18 protein-coding genes are annotated in these 20,895 nt (G+C 39.4%); 4 read left to right on the forward strand and 14 right to left on the reverse strand.

The annotated features are described in order from the left end of the window. Positions 1-594, forward strand: a complete 594-nt coding sequence (locus K0A91_RS03510; RefSeq protein WP_295008202.1) for a hypothetical protein — start codon at positions 1-3, stop codon at positions 592-594. Further along, the gene (locus K0A91_RS03515) at positions 591-1,874 is read left to right on the forward strand and encodes an aminopeptidase P N-terminal domain-containing protein (protein WP_295008270.1); all 1,284 of its coding nucleotides are present in this window, start codon (positions 591-593) and stop codon (positions 1,872-1,874) included. Before K0A91_RS03510 ends, K0A91_RS03515 begins: the two co-directional genes overlap by 4 nt. Here K0A91_RS03515 and K0A91_RS03520 read toward each other — a convergent pair. The 10 genes from K0A91_RS03520 to K0A91_RS03565 form a co-directional block, all read right to left on the reverse strand. Continuing rightward, a complete protein-coding gene (locus tag K0A91_RS03520; RefSeq protein WP_295008203.1) occupies positions 1,871-2,602 on the reverse strand; it encodes a hypothetical protein in 732 nt (243 codons plus the stop codon). The two genes, K0A91_RS03515 and K0A91_RS03520, sit on opposite strands and share 4 nt — an antisense overlap. Positions 2,603-2,605: 3 nt before the next feature. Next, positions 2,606-2,995: a chaperone NapD gene (locus tag K0A91_RS03525; RefSeq protein ID WP_295008205.1), complete on the reverse strand. Its 390-nt coding sequence runs from the start codon at positions 2,993-2,995 to the stop codon at positions 2,606-2,608. 14 nt (positions 2,996-3,009) lie between these two features. Next, complete coding sequence (locus K0A91_RS03530) at positions 3,010-3,960, reverse strand: WD40 repeat domain-containing protein (protein ID WP_295008206.1); 951 nt, start codon at positions 3,958-3,960, stop codon at positions 3,010-3,012. Then, entirely contained in the window at positions 3,960-4,442 is a 483-nt protein-coding gene (locus K0A91_RS03535) for a 4Fe-4S binding protein (protein ID WP_295008208.1), read from the reverse strand. Before K0A91_RS03535 ends, K0A91_RS03530 begins: the two co-directional genes overlap by 1 nt. Next, positions 4,442-5,149 carry a nitrate reductase cytochrome c-type subunit gene (locus tag K0A91_RS03540; RefSeq protein ID WP_295008209.1) on the reverse strand — a complete coding sequence of 236 codons (708 nt, stop codon included), beginning with the start codon at positions 5,147-5,149 and terminating at the stop codon, positions 4,442-4,444. Before K0A91_RS03540 ends, K0A91_RS03535 begins: the two co-directional genes overlap by 1 nt. Position 5,150: 1 nt before the next feature. Further along, entirely contained in the window at positions 5,151-5,978 is an 828-nt protein-coding gene (napH, locus tag K0A91_RS03545; protein WP_295008211.1) for a quinol dehydrogenase ferredoxin subunit NapH, read from the reverse strand. Beyond that, entirely contained in the window at positions 5,978-6,790 is an 813-nt protein-coding gene (gene napG / locus K0A91_RS03550; RefSeq protein ID WP_295008212.1) for a ferredoxin-type protein NapG, read from the reverse strand. The genes napH and napG overlap by 1 nt, the downstream gene beginning before the upstream one ends. Positions 6,791-6,823: 33 nt before the next feature. Continuing rightward, a complete protein-coding gene (gene napA / locus K0A91_RS03555) occupies positions 6,824-9,646 on the reverse strand; it encodes a nitrate reductase catalytic subunit NapA (protein ID WP_295008214.1) in 2,823 nt (940 codons plus the stop codon). A gap of 234 nt (positions 9,647-9,880) precedes the next feature. After that, positions 9,881-10,891 carry a type IV pili methyl-accepting chemotaxis transducer N-terminal domain-containing protein gene (locus K0A91_RS03560; protein WP_295008216.1) on the reverse strand — a complete coding sequence of 337 codons (1,011 nt, stop codon included), beginning with the start codon at positions 10,889-10,891 and terminating at the stop codon, positions 9,881-9,883. After that, complete coding sequence (locus K0A91_RS03565; RefSeq protein WP_295008218.1) at positions 10,888-11,556, reverse strand: Crp/Fnr family transcriptional regulator; 669 nt, start codon at positions 11,554-11,556, stop codon at positions 10,888-10,890. The genes K0A91_RS03560 and K0A91_RS03565 overlap by 4 nt, the downstream gene beginning before the upstream one ends. 154 nt (positions 11,557-11,710) lie before the next feature. Here K0A91_RS03565 and K0A91_RS03570 point away from each other — a divergent pair, with 154 nt between their 5' ends. Continuing rightward, a complete protein-coding gene (locus K0A91_RS03570; protein ID WP_295008220.1) occupies positions 11,711-12,967 on the forward strand; it encodes a diguanylate cyclase in 1,257 nt (418 codons plus the stop codon). 1 nt (position 12,968) lies between these two features. On the opposite strand, the gene gdhA is transcribed toward K0A91_RS03570, so the two are convergent. After that, positions 12,969-14,321, reverse strand: a complete 1,353-nt coding sequence (gdhA, locus tag K0A91_RS03575; RefSeq protein ID WP_295008222.1) for an NADP-specific glutamate dehydrogenase — start codon at positions 14,319-14,321, stop codon at positions 12,969-12,971. Positions 14,322-14,530: 209 nt separating this feature from the next. Between gdhA and K0A91_RS03580 the strand changes: the two genes are divergently transcribed. After that, positions 14,531-18,094, forward strand: a complete 3,564-nt coding sequence (locus tag K0A91_RS03580; protein ID WP_295008224.1) for a bifunctional proline dehydrogenase/L-glutamate gamma-semialdehyde dehydrogenase — start codon at positions 14,531-14,533, stop codon at positions 18,092-18,094. Here the strand turns inward: K0A91_RS03580 and K0A91_RS03585 are convergent. The 3 genes from K0A91_RS03585 to K0A91_RS03595 are packed head-to-tail and all read right to left on the reverse strand — an operon-like array spanning position 18,078 to position 20,849. Beyond that, positions 18,078-18,422: a translation initiation factor gene (locus tag K0A91_RS03585; RefSeq protein WP_295008226.1), complete on the reverse strand. Its 345-nt coding sequence runs from the start codon at positions 18,420-18,422 to the stop codon at positions 18,078-18,080. The two genes, K0A91_RS03580 and K0A91_RS03585, sit on opposite strands and share 17 nt — an antisense overlap. After that, positions 18,419-19,285 (reverse strand): DUF5718 family protein, encoded by an 867-nt coding sequence (locus tag K0A91_RS03590; RefSeq protein ID WP_295008228.1) that lies wholly within the window; start codon positions 19,283-19,285, stop codon positions 18,419-18,421. Before K0A91_RS03590 ends, K0A91_RS03585 begins: the two co-directional genes overlap by 4 nt. Next, positions 19,245-20,849, reverse strand: coding sequence for an ATP-binding cassette domain-containing protein (locus K0A91_RS03595; protein WP_295008230.1), 1,605 nt, complete (start codon positions 20,847-20,849; stop codon positions 19,245-19,247). Before K0A91_RS03595 ends, K0A91_RS03590 begins: the two co-directional genes overlap by 41 nt. Positions 20,850-20,895: the final 46 nt, after the last annotated feature.

The raw sequence follows: 20,895 nt of genomic DNA on the forward strand, positions 1-20,895 counted from the left end.
ATGAGAGCGATTTTAATAATTTTAACAATACTTTTTAGCGGCTGTACGACCATAAAGCCTCCTGTTACTGAGTATAGCGTTGCAACAAAAGATCTTAAAATAGATAGCGTTTCAAGCGGCTGTATAGATAAATCGCTAAAAATAGCACAGGCATTTAGCTCGAACTCTTTAATGTCTGTCAATATGGATTATACTCAAGATTCAAACAGAGTTTTTTCATACTCTCAGGCAGAGTGGCGGGAGTCTCCAAACAGCCTTGTAACCTCGGAACTTTTAAAAAGCATCGGCAACTCAAAGTTATTTGGCAGCGTTCATCCATCAAAATCAAGAGTTAAGAGCGATTTTATTTTAGAGACTAACGTTGAGGAGTTTATGCAGTTTTACACTCAAGATATGCAAAAATCATTTGTACATGTAGGATTTAGTTTAACGCTAATAGATGCAAAAACAAACAGTGTTGTCAAGTCGCAATATTTCAGCTCAAAGTTTGATGCAAAAACTCTTGATGCGCAGGGCGGAGCAGAGGCAACACAAAATGCGCTCTTTGAGATAATTTTTCAAAGTATAGATTGGCTAGGCGGAGTTTGCAAGTGATTAAGGAGAGCGAGTACAAAAAAAGACGCGACAGTCTCGCAAAGAAGATGCCAAACAACTCTGTAGGTGTTATCTTCAGCGCTGAGCCTGCAACCCGTTCACACGACACGCACCACCCATACAGACAGGAGAGCAACTTTTACTATCTGAGCGGTTTCAAAGAGGATAATGCTGTTCTGCTTTTTTTGAAAACAAAAGAGGTAGTAAAAACTGTTATGTTTGTTCACAAAAAGGATAGAGCACTCGAACTCTGGAACGGGGAAAGGCTTGGAGCTAAAGAGGCAAAAAAGAGTTTTTTGGTAGATGAGGTCTATGAGAGCAGTGAGTTTAAAAAGAGGCTTAAAGAGTTTATGAAAGGAAAAGATACTCTGTTTTGTGAGCTTGGTTCAAAAAAGAGAGAGGTCAAGAAGCTCTTAAAGCTGACAAAAGATTTTAAAACTAAGCATGACATTATTCCGCTTGTACAAAAAATGAGACTATTTAAGTCAGCCGCAGAGATAGAGCTTGTAAAAGAGTCAATCGCAATAACAACAAAGGCTCACCACAGGGCGATGAGGGTGAATAAAAAAGATAGATTTGAGTATGAATTGCAGGCTGAAATAGAGCATGAGTTTAAGATAAATGCCGCATACAGTGACGCTTACACGTCTATAGTGGCATGTGGAAACAGTGCAAACACGCTTCACTACATAAAAAATGACAAACCGCTTATTGACGGTGAGCTTATACTTATAGACGCAGGGTGTGAGCACAACTACTACGCAAGCGATATAACAAGAACAATTCCTGTAAATGGAAAGTTCACTGAGGCGCAAAAAGAGCTATACAATCTTGTTTTAGAGACACAGCTAAGAGTCATTAGCATGATAAAACCCTCTGTTAAAAGAAGCCATCTTCAAGAGAGCGCAGAGATGATGCTTACGAAAGGGATGGTTGAGCTTGGCATTTTAAAGGGTAACTATAAAAAGCTTGTAAAATTGCAAAAGCATAAGAGGTACTATCCGCACGGTATAGGGCACTGGATGGGAATTGATGTTCACGACCCCGCACCATACAAAGATAAAAAGCATCGTGAGATACCGCTTCAAAAGGGTATGGTTTTAACGATAGAGCCGGGGATTTATATTGATAAAGATGATAAAAGTGTACCGGAGCGGTATCGCGGAATCGGCATAAGAATAGAAGACAATATCTTAGTTACCAAAGACGGGTATGAGAATCTATCTTCAGCCATTGCAAAAACAGTCGATGAAGTAGAATCTATCTCCACAAAGCTTTAGTCGCTATAGCTGTAACTCCAGCCAGTTAAGCTTTTATCTTTTGCTTCGCTAAAGTTATCTGAGTCGGCTAGAAAATCCATAACGAGCATAGGAGTGTTTGGAATAGCTCTCATGTCTTCTTGTTTAACTAAAAGCAGCGGCATCGGGGTCTCCTGTGTTCCCTCGGAGAACCCCACCGGCATAATCTGGCTCATTATCTCTATTGGATTTCTAATACCGTTTTCATCCAAAAATTTATCTAAAATCGCCTCTTGAATCTCTCTTGGCAAATCATCAGAGGTGTTTAAAAAAATAGTAAAATGGATAGGCGCAGAGCTGAAATGCTCCGGTGATGGTGCCGCCATTATGATAAACTCAACGTTTTGAATATGTTTTTCAATCTCGCTAACAGTTAAATATCTAACTGTTTTTATAGCTTTTGCTTCCAATTGCTCTTTTTCTCCCTCAATTATGATTTCACCAGTCTCTTCTTCAATCTCTCTTTGAAGTTTAGACATCTCAAATCTGACAACATCCACTATATACGGTCTGACACTCTCCGCTTTGCTCCATCTTACTTCGTCGATATTTCCGCCGTAATTGGCTCCAAGCTCTTCGATTTTTTTTGCATATTCTATCAAATCTTTGCAAATCTCTATCTCGCCACTCTTTGTATCTCTTAGTTCAATATACCAATCTTCACGGCTGCCGTTCACCATTTTTATAGTTGATTCAAATATAGCAGACAAAACTTACCTCTTTGTTTGGTCAAATTTTCTTGTAAAAGTTGCTAAGTCATCCCTCTTTTTCAGATCTCCGTTGTAGGTCATGTTTGTAAAATCAACTCTGTCATCATTTAGTATTTTTGGCACGGCATCACCGTTTGCAATTACTTCCATATGTGCATCAAGCTCATCTTCGCTATATGCCATTTGCATGTCAGCTGTTATTACATGAGGTATGGCTTCTATGATTCTGAGTTTTTCAAGTTCCTCTGCAACGCCTTCCCCCTCTATCGTGATTATTACTCTGCCAAGCTCGTCGTGCATGTGATAGTCGCACGCTCCGCAATCCTTAAGGCTTTGAACAACCTCTTCCAGATATTTAGGTACTGTCTTAACTACTATGCTTGAAATATTCATCTCTTATCCTTTTTTTATTCTACACTATATAAATTAATAGTCTTGTCGTCACTTGCGACTAAAAACTCATTCTCATTTATAAATACTATTCTATTGAGCGTCATTTTATTTTTGCCAAATCTAGCAATTTTAGATTTTGTAACACTATTTAAAAGCGTTACGTTGTTATTCTCATCGGAGGCATACCCAACAATAGCTCCGCTTGGGGAGAGACCTACGCTGTATACTAAAAAATCAGATTTTATCTGGTATGCAGAGCCTGTTTTCGGAGCGTAAATAACTACTCTCCTATCTTGTCCTGCTGTTGCAATCACCCCGTTTTTATAATCAACCTGAAAAACGTTATCCAAGTTTTCTCCAGCGAGAGTTTTTAGAAGTTTGCCATCTTTTGTGCTGTGTATTTTTAGATTTCCGCTCTCATCAGCTATAACTACTTCATCTTTTGATTCATTTAAAACAAAATCTGAAAATTTGGCACCGGAAACTTGAATAAGCCAATTATTTGTGCGCTTTTTTATGTCATATGAGATTAGCTCATTGCTAAGAAGCGCCAAAAGAATAGTGTTTTCATTCAAGAATTTTGCTTTTGCTATTGTCAGAGCTTTTGAGTAATCAATAAGCAGTTGTGTTTTGCCGTCTTGATTTATGTGTACTCTTCTAAAACCATCTCTGCCCTGAGACAAAATCATGATTTTAGTGTTAATCTTATCAACAGAGTAGACTTTGGAATCAATCTCATCTCCCATAAAATCCTCAATTTTTGGCACCTCTATCTTTTTTAAAATTGCTCTGCTTTTAAAATCAAAAATATCGACACAGCCGGCATCTGTAGCGCTGTATAATCTGCCATCTTGATATAGTATATCGATGACTGAGCCGCTAGAGATGAAAGATGCTTTGGGCTCTTTTATATCAGCGCCAAATAAGAACCCCACAAGAAGAGTCAGAAGTATAAAAGGCTTCATCATATTACCTTTAAAGTTATCGCATTGGCCGGACATTTGCTTATGCAAAAGCCGCAGATAATGCATTTGTCGTTTATTATAGGCATAAACATCGCCTTGAAGTCTATCGCATTGTCAAGGCATGGATCTTTACATGAAAAACAGAGTGTGTGTCCCCAGCTTAAACATTTACTCTTATCTATACTGACAAGAGCATTTATAACTCTTTTATCTTCAACTCTCAAAACACCGTAGTTACAGGCAATTGCGCACTCGTCACAGTAGGTGCAGCCATGAGTTGAAAAATCCAGATAAGGAGTTTTGTCAGAGGCAATTTTTATTATATCTTCTTCACAAACAGTCTTACATGCGCCATCGCATTTGTGACACTCATTATGAAAAAGAGATTCGTCGCCGAAGTACGGTGGTCTTGGTAATTTCTCTTGCTTCTTAGTTTGTTTTATAGATGAAGCAAGAGAGCTAAATAGCTCCCTTCTTTGCATTAGTGACCAGAGTCTCCTAAAGTGCCTGCAGGCGAGTTTTTATTCGCAACATCTTCTTGCGTAACAAAGCTCTCATCCCCGACAGTGTCTAGAGCCTCTGTCATTTTGCTCCCAGCCCAGCTTGATTTGTTTGCTCCGTCTTTACTTGTAAAAACCGGTTCAAAAGTATTCTCAACTACCAAGTTTCCTTTAGATTGAGGCGTATGGCAAGCAGAACAGTTGAATCTGGCATTTTGAAGTTTGTCCTCTTGTTTGATAGCAACTTCATTTTTCATAACATCCGTTGGCAACTCAAATTTGCCGTCAACTATTTTTCCTTTTGGTCTAAAATCCGTAAAGTGCGACACAGGAATTGGTGTAGCACCCATCGAACCCGCAACTTCAGGCATATGACAGCTGATACATCTGTTGTCTTCTGTTTTAATAGGAAGCATTCCTGTCGTATCGTGCGGAATCATAGGGGGAGCGTCTTGAAACGCTCTTTTAATTTTTGTGCTTGTCGTAGCTTGCGCAGTTCCATATTCCGTTTTATCGGCTATGGTTGAGTCTTCCGTGTATATGTCGGTTTTTCTTAAACCCAAAGACTCTTCAGTGATAGTTTTTGATGCACCTTTGCTTGCCGGTGATTTGGCTACTTCAGCAGCGCAATCAACCATCAGCATTGCAACGGCAACTAAACCAATCGTTATTTTACTTATTGTTTTCATTCTACTCTCCCGATTTTTTATTTTTTATTAGTTTTCTGATTGAAAAACTCAGAGCATCATCTTCACACACTTCAACGCATCTTGCGCAATTTGTACACTCTCCTGAGAGAACATCTGCACTCTCTTTGGCAATCATATGCAGAACTTGATGTTCAGGACAGACGGTTTTGCATTTCATACATGAGGTACAATTCTCCACATTGTGATGCACTCTTATTAGACTGACTTTACCCAAAATTGAATAAAATCCACCTAGCGGACAAATATGCCCGCACCACCCATTTTTAAGAACAAACATGTCAAAAAGAAAAATAATGAGCATCGCCGCCCATCCAAAACCCAAACCAAATACAATACCTCTGTGAAGCATAGATATCGGCGATATAAATTCAAATGCCGTAACACCCATCATAAGCGAGATAATAAGGCCCAGAACTAAAACCCAGTACCTCATACTGCGTGAAGCAGGCTGTCTTTTAGAGATGCTATCGACATTAAGCTTTCTTCGCAAAATTGCTGCTGCGTCCGTTACTAAATTTACAGGACAAACCCAGCTGCAAAAAGCGCGACCGCCGATAAGCAGATAAAAGGTGCTTATTATCAAAGCGCCGACTATTATATCTGTAGCCAAAACAGCGCCTGCTGCGGCCATTTGAAGCGCAGCATAAGGGTCGCTCAGAGGAACAGTGCTTAAAAAAAGAGACGAGCTGAGATTTCCCATAAGAAGACCCCATCCCCAAGCATTCGCTCCGAAATAGAGCAGCAATAAGCCTAATTGCGTAGTTCTTCTTAAAATCAGGTATCGGTAGTTATTCCAAATAGTTCTCATTAGTATAAATCTCCCGAATCGCTGTTTAAAGAGTCAACCGCACTATCTTTGCTTATCTCTGTCTTGGTTTTTATCTCTTTAGCACCTTCTAGGCGCTTCTCATCATCTTTATCCCAACCTTTTATATAGTAGTTGCCGACTCTGCCCATTGCAACCTCTCTGGGAAGAACAAATATTGCCGCTTTCTCCGTAACACAAGCCTTTTCACATAATCCGCAACCGGTACATATATCCGAGTGCACAACCGGTGTCAGATATGCATGTTTGCCTGTTCTTTCGTTTTTCTTATACTCAACGCTTATCGCTTCACCCAAAAGAGGGCAGGCTCTATAACATGCATCACACTGAATTCCCCAAAAAGCTATACAGCTTTCATCGTCTATAACCGCAAGACCCATCTCTGCTATGTTTATGTCCAGAACTCCGTTGGTAGTAACACTAGATTCATCAAGTGCGCCTGAGGGACAAATAGGCACACAAGGAATATCTGGACACATGTAACAAGGGATGTCTCTAGGAATAAAATATGGAGTTCCCATAGGCTTATTGTCACCAGGTTTGGCAAGCAGTAACGTATTGTACGGACAGGCTTCAACACAAAGCCCGCATTTAATACATGTACGAAGAAAATCGTCCTCTTTAATAGCTCCCGGCGGGCGAAGCAGAAGTTGAGAAGCTGTAGCTTCATCAACATACGCACTCCATACAAAACCGCCAAGCGCTGCAATTCCAGCACTTCTTGTCATTCTTAGAATAAATTTTCTTCTATCGTTTGATGCTCTGTTTTCCATTTTACTAGGTGCGTCTTGCATGAGCAAGAGTCTCCTTATTCTTTAGATATCTAGTTATGCTTTATAAACTTTTACTGCGCATTTTTTAAAGTCTGTCTGTTTTGACATTGGACATGTTGCATCGAGACATACTTTGTTTATAAACACTTTTTCGTCAAACCAAGGCACGAACACCAATCCTCTTGGAGGTCTGTTTCTGCCACGAGTTTCAACTCTTGCTTTTACTCTGCCGCGACGTGACTCAACCCAGCACAGACCACCCTGCTTGAGATTTTTTGCCTCAGCATCCTTTGGATTCATATAGCAAAGTGCTTCAGGAACCGCACGGTAAAGTTCAGGAACACGCATCGTCATTGTTCCAGAGTGCCAGTGCTCTAGCACACGCCCTGTTGATAACCAGATATCATACTCAGCATCGGGCATTTCAGGAGGATCCATATACGGACGGGCAAATATTTTGGCTTTATTTGCCAATGATTTTTGCTCAGTAGCTTTATCCATACCTTTGAGGTCACCAAACTTAAGTGCTTTTGCAATCGTTCCGTAGAATGCATGAGAATTGTCTGTACCTTTTGCGGCTTTTGCAGCATAAGGGTCATATTTAACGTTAAATCTCCACTGCGTCTCTTTGCCGTCAACTACAGGCCACTTAAGACCGCGAACTTTATGGTACATGTCAAACGGTGCAAGATCATGTCCATGTCCGCGTGTAAATGCCGCATACTCTTCAAAAAGATATTTTTGAATAAAGAAGCCGTAGCCTTTAAATACTTTTCCGTCACTTCCTACAACATTTCTGCTATCCCCGTAACCTTCAGAGTTGTCGTATCCTTTTTGGATAGGATCATTTTGGTCAAGTTTGTATGATTTTGCAATATCATTCGCAAAAAGTATCTCAAACATAGTAGTCTCTTCGTTGTATCCCATAGCTTTTGCTTGTTCTATAACGCTTGGAAGTTTCTCTTTTCTAGGACCACTTGGAGCCCATTCACCCCATACATCTTTAACCGTAAATCTTTTTGAGAGCTCAACCCATTGCCATGTATCACTCATAGCATCACCCACAGGAATAACCTGCTGTCTCCAGTGTTGTGTACGACGCTCAGCATTACCGTAAGCTCCCCACTTCTCATAAATCATAGCAGAGGGTAAAATAAGGTCAGAAACTTTAGCTGAAATACCTGGGTATCCATCAGAAGTAACTATGAAGTTATCCATTTCGCGAGCCGCTTTAATCCAGTGCGTTGCACTTGCAGAATCTTGATAAGGATTACAAACATTTACCCATGCGAATTTAATTAGACCATCCTCTATATCACGATGTATTTTCATAATATGCTGTACACCAATCGGATTGATTGTTCCCTCGGGAACCATCCATTTGTGTTCTGCAATTTTTCTGTGCGCAGGGTTTGCTACCATCATGTCTGCCGGAAGTCTATGGCAGAATGTACCAACCTCTCTAGCGGTACCACATGCAGAAGGCTGACCTGTTAATGAGAACGCTCCAGAACCGGGAATAGCTTGTTTGTTTAGCAAGAAGTGAACATTGTAAGAGAGAGTATTTACCCAAGTACCGCGTGTATGCTGATTCATACCCATAGTCCAGAAAGATACAACTTTTCTTCCTTTTTCAATGTAAAGGTCTGCTAAAGCTTGAAGTTTTTCTTTGAATGACTCCATATTTTCATCAGGGTCACCCTTTACTATAGCCGCAGTGTACTCTAGCGTATATGGCTCAAGAGATTTTTTATAATCTTCAAATGAGATTTCCCAGTGTCCAAGAGTTCCAGGCTGATGGTTCATAGTATCGCCGGCTTTGTATCCGTAAGGCTCTAGTGCCGGACCTTCTTTATTTGAAACTATGGTTTTCATCTCTTTAGAGATTATTTCCATCTCTTTGGCACTGTATTTTCCATCTTTTAGAGATTTTTCACCCTCTCTTCTCATTCCGTAGCCGATATTTACAGGTCCTGTTGCAAAAATCATATGTTTTTTGACAAAATCCCAGTCAATGATGCCTTCTGCCTCATCTCTCATGACAATCTCTCTAGCAATATAGTTCCAAAGAGCCACATCAGTATTTGGAGAGAAGATAATCTCTATATCAGCTAAGTCTGAAGTTCTATGTGTGTAAGTTTGGATAGATATAACTTTTACGCGATCTGGATCTGAGAGTTTTCTATCAGTTACGCGAGACCATAAAATCGGGTGCATTTCAGCCATGTTTGAACCCCAAGATACTATTGTATCTGTTAGTTCGATATCATCATAACAGCCTGAAGGTTCATCCACACCGAATGTCTGGTAAAAACCGACAACCGCAGATGCCATACAGTGACGAGCATTTGGATCTATTGCATTTGAACGAAATCCTGCCTTCATCATTTTTTGAGCTGCATAACCCTCCATGATTGTGTATTGTCCCGATGCAAATATACCCACAGACTCCGGTCCACCATGCTTAAGTGCTTTTTTGATGTTTATTTCCATCTCATCAAAAGCTCTTTGCCATGATATCGGAGCAAACTTCCCTTTTTTGTCAAATTTACCATCAGCGCCGACTCTAAGTAGCGGTTGAGTAAGTCTATCAGCACCATACATAATCTTAGCATTAAAGTAACCCTTAATACAGTTAAGACCACGATTTACAGGTGCAGCCGGATCCCCTTTAACAGCAACGATTTTACCGCCTTTAGTTGCCATCATAATACCACAACCGGTACCGCAGAAACGACAAGCCGCCTTGTCCCATCTCCAGTCGCCTTCAGCTTCGTTTGCCGCTGCTTCTAGCTCTGCCGGTACGCTCATACCAATAGCCGCTGCTGCAGATGCCGCCGCTGAACTTTTAAGAAATTCTCTTCTTGAAAGTGACATATTTTCTCCTATTTAATTATTTTTAAAATATGAGATTACAAAACCGCAATATTTTAATTTTTTTGTTAAGGTGTCCATTAACGAGATTGATGGTACCACTTTTTAAATAGAAAAATCTTTGACTTAAGTCATAATAGTAGTTATTATTATTAAGTTCAGATTAATATCGACTAGCTTTATATAGTCATGCAGCACTTAAAATAAAATAAGTTTTTAAAATTAAGAGTCTCTTTTTTAAGATTTTTGTTCTTGGCAGCTTTTGATAAGTTTGTCGAGCTCTTTTTTGAGATTAGTAAGCTTTTTTGTCGAGTTTATAAGCTCCTCGGTAGATTCTATAACAATATCTTCGCTGTTGTTTAGATGTTTTGATGTAAGAGATTTATCTTTTAATTCGCCTAAAATTGAATCAAACTCATCGGTCAGCTCTTCAAGTTTTGAGGAGGCTTTTTGAGACTGCAGCAGCGCCTCATTTGAGTGCTCCATGGCAGAATTTATCTTGTTTATAAAACAGTTTATCGTGTCACTTACCTCAATAATCTCATGCTCGCTTTCAGCCTCAAGTTTTATAGGAGTCAGGCTTGATATGTCTTGGTTGTCAACAAGCATTTTGGAGTACTGCATAAAAGAGTCTACATGTGATTCTATCGACTTTAACTGCACAAGAGAGTAGATAAAGAGCAAAAACAGTATAGCTCCTGAAGAGTATTGAAAACTTTTTATAAAGTTCGTTTTGTCTTCGCTGTGGTTTGTGTACATGGTTACGAGTTTATCTACGTTGTTTAGCAGTATGGTGTTGTGCTTGTAGATAGAGGCTACTATCTCCTCAAACTCCTTTGTTTTTTTAATTTCAGAATTTGAGAGGAGTTTGAAATTTTGTACATCTTCGTAGAAAATTTCCCACAACTTGCTTACTTCGCGCAGTTGTGCTGAAATTTCACTTGTCGGTGCGACCAAAATTCCCTTGTCTTGATTTCCGTGCTTTAAAGTGCTTAACCCCTCTATGAATTCATCGGATGCGGAGTTTAGCTCATAAAAATCCAAAGTAGAGTTGTAGTATATGTAAAAGACGTTTTTTGCTATTTTTTGCGTAAGCATTCTCTGTTTGCCGGCAATGTTTATTACCAGCGCATCTTTGATGTTTTGCTGATTTAGATATATGGTAGTTACGATTACACTTGCCATCAAAATTATAAGCAATGCACCTATAAGCTTGATTTTTGTACTGATTTTATTAGGTTTTATCATGGCAGTTCACCCCTGTAGATACTTTTTAGCATCTCTTTGTTTAAGATAACGACGTCCGTATTTTCAATATCTATAATAGCACTTCTCTTTAGTTTTTTTAAAACTCTTGATAACGTCTCCGGTTGAATATGCAGCATAAAAGATATCTCATGTCTCTTTAGAGAGTTAAACATCTCTAAATCATTATGCAGGGTAAATGCTACTTTTGCAGTTGCATCAAATACAAGCTCTCTGTTTACTACGCAGTGAAGTTGCTGAGTTTTTAGCAGTATTTCGTTTATAAATTCGTTGGTTAGTATGTTTTTTGATAAAAACTCTGATTTCAGCTCTGAAAAACCAACTTCCAAAACAGTGCTCTCTTTCATAAATTCGGCATTAGAGAAGCAGTGTATTATGTTGTCTTCTAAAGCAGTAAGCTCTGATATAAGTGAATTTTTATGTATATGATATAGAAATATCTCATTTTCAAACTTGTCTATCTTATATACTTTTAATAATCCTGAGACTAGAAAAAAGATTTTGTTGCTTGAGTCGTTTTCATAGAAGAGTATAGAGTTTTTGGGGTAGGTGGTTATTTTTGAGATAGTGTCAATAATATTCAATTTTTCGCTATCTAGAGAGCTAAAGAAAGAGAGCTGTTTTATATAATTTAGTTTATCACTCATAAATGCTGTTTTGCTTCTTTAAAAGATTTTTTAGAGTACCGGTCTTAAATTTCATATGCTGAGTATTTTATCATAAAAGATGGCTCTTTTACAGTAAGTCAATATATTTGGCATAGTGTTTGCTTTAGTTAAAAGATGTTTTATAGGGAGTCAAATGAATTTTATTGAAGCTTTAAAATTAAGAAGCAAACTTTTTTTTATATTCATAATTATTACCATTGGACTTCTTTTTGTCGGCATCATGGGAGCCATAAACCTTAGTTCCATGAAAAAAAATCTAGACTCTCTCTATTTTGGCTCACTAGTTCCCGTCATTGAGCTAAATACAATTCTTTTATCGTATCACGGCAATTTGGCAAATAGCTTATATATGGCAAAAAACATGCAAATTAGCCCAGATGAGGCGCAATCACAAATAAAACTCTCAATAAATAGAATAGAAAAAGAGTGGAAAAATTACGAAGCTCACTTTAAAAGGGATGGCGAAATGCCTTATGTAGCTTATACAGCAGCAGAGATAAAAGCTACAAATCAATATTTTATCAGCGTGCTAAAAGCTCTTGAAAACGGCTATGAGATAAAAGATTTGGTTATAGAGAGTGTTGAGAAAAAAATAATTCATATCCACAATGTGATAAACAAGCTGATTAATTATGAGGTGGATGTTGCCAAATATGAGAGGAAAAATTTTTTAATTGGTTATGACTCTATTTTGTTTAAAGTAGGCACTATTTTAATTATGGTAATTTTTGGCGTAATGATAGTCTCATTTTATGTTTTTAAGAGTATTCAAAGTGACCAGAGTGCTCTTGAGATAGCTACAAAGAAGTTAAAAATTGTAAATAAAAAGCTTGAAAATGCTTCATATACGGACTCATTAACGGGACTGCATAATAGAAGATATTTTAATCTGGTTTACGACAGAGAGTTAAAAAGGGCTAAAAGAAACCACAGCTATATAACATTTATGATGCTTGATATCGACTACTTTAAGCAATATAACGACATGTATGGACACATAGAGGGCGATGCTGCTCTTAAGTGTGTTGCAAAAGTTTTTAAAGATATTTTAAAGCGTCCTAGTGATTTTGTCTTCAGACTTGGCGGAGAGGAGTTTGGGGTTCTTTTTACAGAGACACCTGAGTCAAACAGCGCAGTAATAGCTAGAAATATTTGTGATGCCATAAAAGCGCGAGAGGTTAAGCACGAAGGTTCAAAAATAGGCAAATATCTAACAATCTCAATAGGTGTGGCATGCTGTGTGGCGGATGAAGCACTTAATGAAGAGATTTTGCTAACTAAGGCGGATGATATGCTCTATAAAACTAAAGAGAGCGGAAGGGACGGATACACTATTACAACTAATATAAGCACGGCTACCCCGCATACAGCGGAGCAGACGAGTGCTTAAATTAAACTAGTCCTTGCTCAATCATAGCGTCTGCTACTTTTCTAAATCCTGCGATATTTGCACCTAAAACTAGGTTAGTAGGCTCGCCGAATTCAGCAGCTGTCGTGCTTGCGTCTATGTAGATGTTTTTCATAATTTGAGCCAGTTTAGCATCAACTTCTTCAAAAGTCCAGCTACTCATAGAAGCATTTTGCTGCATCTCTAGTTGGCTTGTCGCAACACCGCCTGCATTTGCAGCTTTTCCCGGTCCGTAGCAAATTTTTGCATCAATAAACGCATGAACAGCTTCAAGAGTCGATGGCATATTCGCACCTTCGCTTATGCAGATACAACCGTTTGCAAGAAGATTTTTTGCATCGTTTAGGTTTAGCTCGTTTTGAGTAGCACTTGGAAATGCTGCAAAACAAGGAATAGTGTAAACACCGTTGCAATCCTGAGGATACTCTTCAACGGGAGTATATTTTGCATTTGGTCTGCTTTTTACATATTCGCTTAGTCTCTCTCTTCTTACCTCTTTTAAATCTTTTAAAAGCTCTAAGTCAATTCCTGCCTCATCATAAATCATACCGTTTGAGTCACTGCATGTAACCGGAATTGCACCAAGGTGGTAAAGCTTTTCGATTGTATAGATAGAAACGTTACCGCTTCCTGAAACTACACACTTTTTACCCTCTAGAGTTTCACCTCTGTCTTCTAGCATGTACTTTGCAAAATAGACCGCTCCATAACCGGTAGCTTCTGTACGTGCGAGTGAACCGCCCCATTTTAATGACTTTCCTGTTAGCACACCTTCATATTTGTTTGAGAGTTTTTTATACATACCAAACATGTAGCCGATTTCTCTGCCGCCAACTCCAATGTCTCCTGCAGGAACGTCAGTATTTGCTCCAATGTGTCTGAAAAGTTCGCTCATAAATGCTTGGCAAAATCTCATGATTTCGTTGTCCGATTTGCCCTTTGGATCGAAGTCGCTTCCGCCTTTTCCGCCGCCGATTTGAAGACCTGTAAGCGAGTTTTTGAAAATCTGCTCAAATCCCAAAAACTTGATAACACCCGCATTTACGCTCGGGTGAAATCTTAGACCCCCTTTGTATGGTCCAAGTGCTGAGTTGAACTCTATTCTATACCCCTTGTTTACTTGAATTTCGCCGTTGTCATCAACCCAGGTTACACGAAAAAATATCTGTCTCTCAGGTTCAACAATTCTCTCTATAATCTTATGTTTTCTATATTTTGGATATTTTTCCATTAACGGGCGGAGTGATTCAAGAACCTCTTCGGCAGCCTGATAAAACTCTTTTTGAGACGGGCTAGATCTCTTTAGGTATTCAAAAACGTCTTTTACGTATGGCATATATCTTCCTTTTTATTCTGATTTTAAATAGACGTGGATAATACAATAAAGTAAATTAAATTTTCTATAACAAGAGGCAAATTTAATAAAATTTTAAAAAAAATGATTAATTTTTGCTATTTTTAAATTGACAAATATACTTTTTTTTGATAGTCTAGGAGAGATGTGCCTAGAGTTTTGCGCCAAGAAGATTAGGGAGTTTTATAATTATGAATATATCTAAAGAGAGATTTGAAGAGGCGAAAGTGGTAGCTAGGGAGTGGCAGCTCTACATACAAGATCACAGGGAGGGCGTTGAGGAGAAGTTTCACCAAACAATCGGCAGGATGCTAAAAAATCCAATGAATAAGATTTTTCTGATTGAGCTTCTAGACCAGAGCTTTCGTTCAGGTAACCCTCGCAGAGTTGCAGATCAGATAGAGCATATATTTAACAAATATAAAGATACAAGTTTTTTTAGCACATTTGAGGAGCTTCTTCTTCTCTCTTTTCGCAAAGTAGGTATCTATATGTCAAATATCTCCATACCTATTTTTATAAAGTATTTAAGAAACGATATTAAAAATGTCGTTATACCGGGAGAAGAGAAGGCTCTTATGGAGCATATAAAAAAGAGAAGGGCAGAGGGAACAAGGGTAAATATAAACATAATCGGCGAGATAGTCCTAGGCGAAGAGGAAGCTGACTATAGAGTTAACAAATATATAAAAACGCTTCAAAATCCAAATATCGACTATATCTCTATAAAGATATCTACTATTTTTTCTCAGATAAATTCTTTGGCTCATGAGTGGAGCGTGGATATGATTTCAAGTAAGCTGGAGAAGATATATAGTGCCGCAATGCAGAACAGATTTGTAGATATGGACGCTAAAGAGAGCAATAAGTTTGTAAATCTTGATATGGAGGAGTATAAAGATGTACACCTGACTATCGATGTCTTTAAAAAAACACTCTCGTTAGAGAAGTTTAAAGAGCTTCATGCAGGAATCGTTCTTCAGGCATATCTTCCCGATACGCTGGAGCTGGCAAAAAATCTTGTATCATGGGCAAAAGAGAGAGTAGGTAACGGCGGAGCACCTATTAAGATACGTCTGGTAAAGGGTGCAAATCAGGAGATGGAACTCACAGAAGCGAGTCTGAGAGAGTGGGAGTGTGTCACATATAGAAAAAAAACGCAAAGTGACGCCAACTTTAAAGTTATCATGGACTACCTTTTAGACCCTGACGTAGCGCCTTACGCACATCTAGGAGTTGCTTCGCACAATCTTTTTGACCACGCTCTTGGAATGCTTCTCTCACGCGAGAGAGGAGTTGAGAAGTTTTACACTGCCGAGATGCTGGAGGGTATGAGCGAGACTGCTTACAAGGTTCTTAAAAAAGAGGGCTTAAGCGTCATCCTCTACGCTCCGACGGCGACAAAAGAGACCTTTACAAATGCTATAGCATATCTTGTGAGAAGATTTGATGAAAACACTGCACAGCAGAATTTTTTGCGCCATAGTTTCGGACTAAAAGCAGACTCTGGGGCGTGGAAGACGCTTGTAAAGAGTTATGATGACGCCTTGGGTGAGATAAAAGATTTGAGACTTACTCCATATAGGGTTCAAGATAGAAACATAGAGCCGATAAAGCCTGAGATTGATTTGGACAGTTACATGTATGAGAGTGAAGCTGATACGGATTTTGTTCTTATGCAGAATAAAAAGTGGGCAAGAGATATTGCCGATAAGTGGAAAAATATCGCAAAAAGCGGCGGTTATCATGCAAAACCTGTTGTCGGCTCAAAAGAGATTGAGAGTGATGATATTGTAGAGATAATTGATAAGTCCCAGTATCATGATGGTATCGTTGTAGGCTCTTACGTAAAAGCCAGTGCCGGAGATATGTATGAAGCCGTAAAAGTAGCAAAAGAGGATGTTGATGGTTGGAGAAAACTCAGCACAAAAGAGCGTCAAAAAATACTTATGAACGTGGCACATGAGTTTAGAAAAAGAAGAGCAGACCTTATAGGAGTTGCCGCGGCGGAAGTCGGCAAAGTCTTTGGCGAGACGGATGTCGAGGTCTCTGAAGCAATAGACTTTTTAAACTTCTATCCATACAGTGTGAGAAAAATAGAGGAGCTAGAGGGTTTGCATGTATCTCCAAAAGGGGTAGGGCTGGTGGTTAGCCCATGGAACTTCCCGGTAGCAATTCCGGCAGGCGGTATTGCTGCGGCACTCGCAGCAGGAAACAGGGTTATACTTAAACCCGCATCCGACTCCGTTCTTTGCGCGCAGATAGTTTGTGAATGTTTTTGGAGTGCGGGTGTTAGTAAAAATACGCTTCAATTTCTTCCATCTAGCGGAACTTTGGCGGGAGAGGAGCTTATTGCTAACAGAGATATAGATTTTACTATATTTACGGGAGGCGAGCAGACTGCTTATGGCATGATAAAACAGCGTCCAGATATCCATCTAAGTGCCGAGACGGGAGGCAAAGATGCCACCATTGTTACCTCCATGAGCGATCGTGATCAGGCAGTTAAAAACGTTGTAGCTTCCGCATTTAACAACTCGGGGCAGAAGTGTTCGGCAACATCCCTGCTTGTGTTAGAAGATGAGCTTTATAATGATGAGAATTTTAAAAGAATGTTGGTTGATGCAACAGAATCTCTACATGTAGGTTCCGTTTGGGATTTTAAAAATCGAATCGGAACACTCTCATCTAAACCTTCAGGCAATCTTCAAAAAGCTTTGAGTTATCTCGATGATGGCGAAGAGTGGCTAGTTCCGCCGTCTTACGCCGATAGCGATAATCCATATATGCTAAAGCCATCAATCAGATGGGCTACAAAAGAGGGTGATTTTTGTCATATGAATGAGCTTTTCGGCCCAGTGCTCAGCGTTATGAGAGCGGATGATTTAAAAGATGCCATAGATGCCGTAAACTCTACTGGTTATGGTCTAACATCGGGGATAGAGAGTCTTGATGAGAGGGAACAGAAGATATGGAGAGGGGAGCTAAAAGCCGGAAATCTCTATATTAACCGCGGCACAACCGGTGCGATAGTCATTAGACAGCCTTTTGGCGGGATGGGCAAATCGGCGATTGGAAGCGGCAAAAAAGCTGGCGGATTTAACTATGTCACGCAGTTAATGAACATAAGTGCGGATGAGATAGAGTTTAAGGAGATGGGCGAATTTCTCTCTCACGGAATTTTTGCAGATGAGGTCTCAAAAGCTTCCGAGATAGCAAAAGATTTTGTAAAGTGGCACAGAGCTGAGTTTAGCAAAGAACACGATTATGCAAACATTAGAGGTGAGAGCAATATCATACGTTATTTGGGTGTAGAGAGCGTTCTTTTGAGATGTCAAAAAGGCGATAAGCTTCATGAGATACTCTCCTCCATAACGGCGACAAAGATTGCGGGGGCAACGCTGCATATCTCGCTTCCTAAAAAGATAGATAGCGATGAGCTGGCTTGGCTTATAAATAACTCAAGAGATATTCTGGCAAAAGAGGATATTTTGGAACTTCAAAGTGAAGATGAGTTGATAGAGTCGATGAAAAAAGCTCAAAGAGTCAGGTTTTTAAATCCAAAACATGTAACAAAAAATATATATGATTCCCTAAAAGATGAAGCAAAATATATTGCAAGAGAGCCTTTTGTACCGCATGGCAGAATCGAACTCCTCCACTACTTTATAGAACAGAGTGTTGCGAACTCATACCACAGATATGGAAATCTAGGAGTTAGAGGCTTAGAAGAGAGAGCTAGTGACCACTCTTGAATCTAAAGCCCTCTTGGACAAGAAGGGTTCTTAGCTTCTCCTTGAGCTCCCCTTGAAACTCCATCCAGCCATCTTTAAAAGCTCCGCCGCAGCCGAGCTTTTTCTTTAAAGCTTTTAAGAGTGCCTCTGAATCGTTTTGCGGCAGGTGAAATTCGCCTACAAGAGTGACGGTTTTGCCTCTTCTCCTCTCTTTTTTAAAGAGCAAAAAGTGCTTGCTTGGCTCCAATATCTCATCTGAGATAATACTTTTTCTGGGAGTATCGACTTTTGCCCAGCCATCTTCTATATCGGCTCCTACAAAGATATCGAGCCTCTTTCCTCTGCTCATGAGATGACTTTCTGCCTTAAGATGCTCATATCGGCACTCTCAAAGCTATCATCCTCGATGCTTTTTATCACATCATCCAAAGAGAGCTTTGTGTGATTATAAAGCACTACGAAAACCTCGTCACTCTCTTTTAAAAATGTGCTCTCCCCGTAAGGCGTATATCTTGTTGCGCCTATACTGATAACTGCATCAGATGGATTCTTGCATGTAGAAATATATTGGCTCAACGGCTCAAGCGGACCGAAATCTTTTTGCTCATTAATCTGCACAACCATCCAATCAAGAAGCTTCTCGTAAAAGTAGCTATAACCGCTTAGCTCTACATCTTCTCCATAGGCGTGAACCTCGCCCCCTCTTTTTAGAAAAGAGCAGATAGAGTAGCCGTCCATAACTCCGCCCTCACTAAACTTGTCTATCTTGATTAGGTTATTGCTTAATCCCTTTGAGCTATCACCCCAATTTTTCTTATCGCTTATCTTACTTGCCCCAGCAACTCTTATTGAACAGTCGTTATAGGCGCCAAAATGTGTTGGGATTATTTTTGTGAGTTTATCGTTTGTGTACTCAAGTTTGCAGATAAGTCCGACTTCCGGCTCCGCCTGAACATTGACATTTTCTTTTGGGAGTTTAATAGCAGAGCTTGAGAGAGGATAGATGTTTAGTATCTCTTTAGCCTCTTTAACTATCTTTGGTAGATAAAAAGGAAACATCCCTTTTGGAGCCGCTTCATCAGCTGTAATAACATCTTTAAAATCTTCAAGTTCGCCGGCCTGTGCGAGGTGTAGTGCAAAGTTGCCTGCAATCCCAAGGCCTAGAAAATCTCTATATTTGTCCATTTTCTTTAGCTTCTGTAAACTCTTCATAGCTTCCTTTGAAGTCAACATAACTTCCATCAGCTCTAAGTTCAATTACACGGTTTGCAAAAGCGTCTAGCAATTCGCGGTCGTGTGAGACACATATAACATTGCCTTTAAAGTTAAAAAGTGCTTCTCCAAGTGCAACAATGGCTTCAAGGTCAAGGTGGTTTGAAGGCTCATCGAGAACTAAAAAGTTTCCGCCCTCAAGCATCATTTTGCTTAACATCATTCTATGCTTTTCACCGCCTGAAATGCTTACAACCGATTTTTCTTGCTGCTCACCGGAAAAAAGCATTCTTCCCAAACAGTTTCTAATCTCGGCAATATCGCGTTTTGGGTCAAACCCTCTAAGCCAGTCATAAAGAGTTCCATCACCCTTGATGATGTCTGCCGTATCTTGAGGAAAATAGCTGTTCTCAATAGTTGCGCCCCAGTGAATCTCTCCGCTAGTCGGCTTCATCTCTTCCATAATTATCTTTAAGAGAGTTGTTTTACCGGCACCGTTTGGACCTATCAGTGCTACTTTTTCGTCCGGTTCAAATTTTAGAGTTATATTTTTTAAAACTTCGTTATCGCCGTAAGAGTGGTTTACGTTGGTAATATTTAAAGCTTCATCTCCCATAACTCTTTTTGCTTTAAAAACAATACTAGGGTCGCGACGTGAAGATGGTTTTATATCATCAATAACAAGTTTGTCAAGTTTTTTCTGTCTTGATGTTGCTTGTTTTGCTTTTGAAGCATTTGCGCTAAATCTGCGAACAAAAGCCTCAAGCTCATCCTTTTCTTTCTCTTTTTTTGCATTACTAAGCTCATTTTGTTTTGCAATAACATTTGCAGCAATGTACCAATCATCGTAGTTACCGGTAAATTCACGGATTTTTTGATAATCAACATCAAGAATATTTGTAACAACGGCATTTAGGAAGTGTCTGTCGTGAGATATTACAACCATGGTTCCCTCATGGCGCTGCAACTCATGCTCTAACCAGCTGATTGTTTGTATATCAAGGTTGTTTGTAGGCTCATCAAGGAAAAGAACGTCCGGTTTTGGGTATAAAACCTGTGCCAAAAGAACTTTGAATTTGTCCGCACTGTCGAGTGTGCTCATAAGTTCATTATGCAGATTTGCAGGGATGCCGACGTTTTCTAAAATTTTTGCGATGTTTACATCATACTCGTATGTAGGGTCCTCTTCAACGCAGATAGTCTCAAGCTCTGCAAGACGGTCGTTTACGGCATCGTCTTCGAAGTTGCCTGTTGCGTAAATCTCCTCTTTTTCTTTTATTGCATCATAGAGTCTTTTGTTTCCATAAAGTACAGCATCGGCAATTGTAAACTCTTCATAAGCATATTGATTCTGCCCTAAAACTCCGACTTTGTTTGTTTTTGGGATGATTACTTCACCCTCATACTCTTTAATCTCTCCACAGAGTATTTTTAAAAAGGTTGTTTTTCCGGCACCGTTCGCACCGATTAAGCCATATCTTTTATGACGGTCAAGTTTAAGATTTATGTCTTGAAATAGAACCCTGTTTCCATAACGCATAACTAATTTTTGTACTGTTACCATAGTTTATCTCTCGTTTAGACACAGCTGAAATGTGTCTGTTAATTTT

It is taken from the genome of Sulfurimonas sp., assembly GCF_019429335.1.
Classification (GTDB): Bacteria; Campylobacterota; Campylobacteria; order Campylobacterales; family Sulfurimonadaceae; genus Sulfurimonas.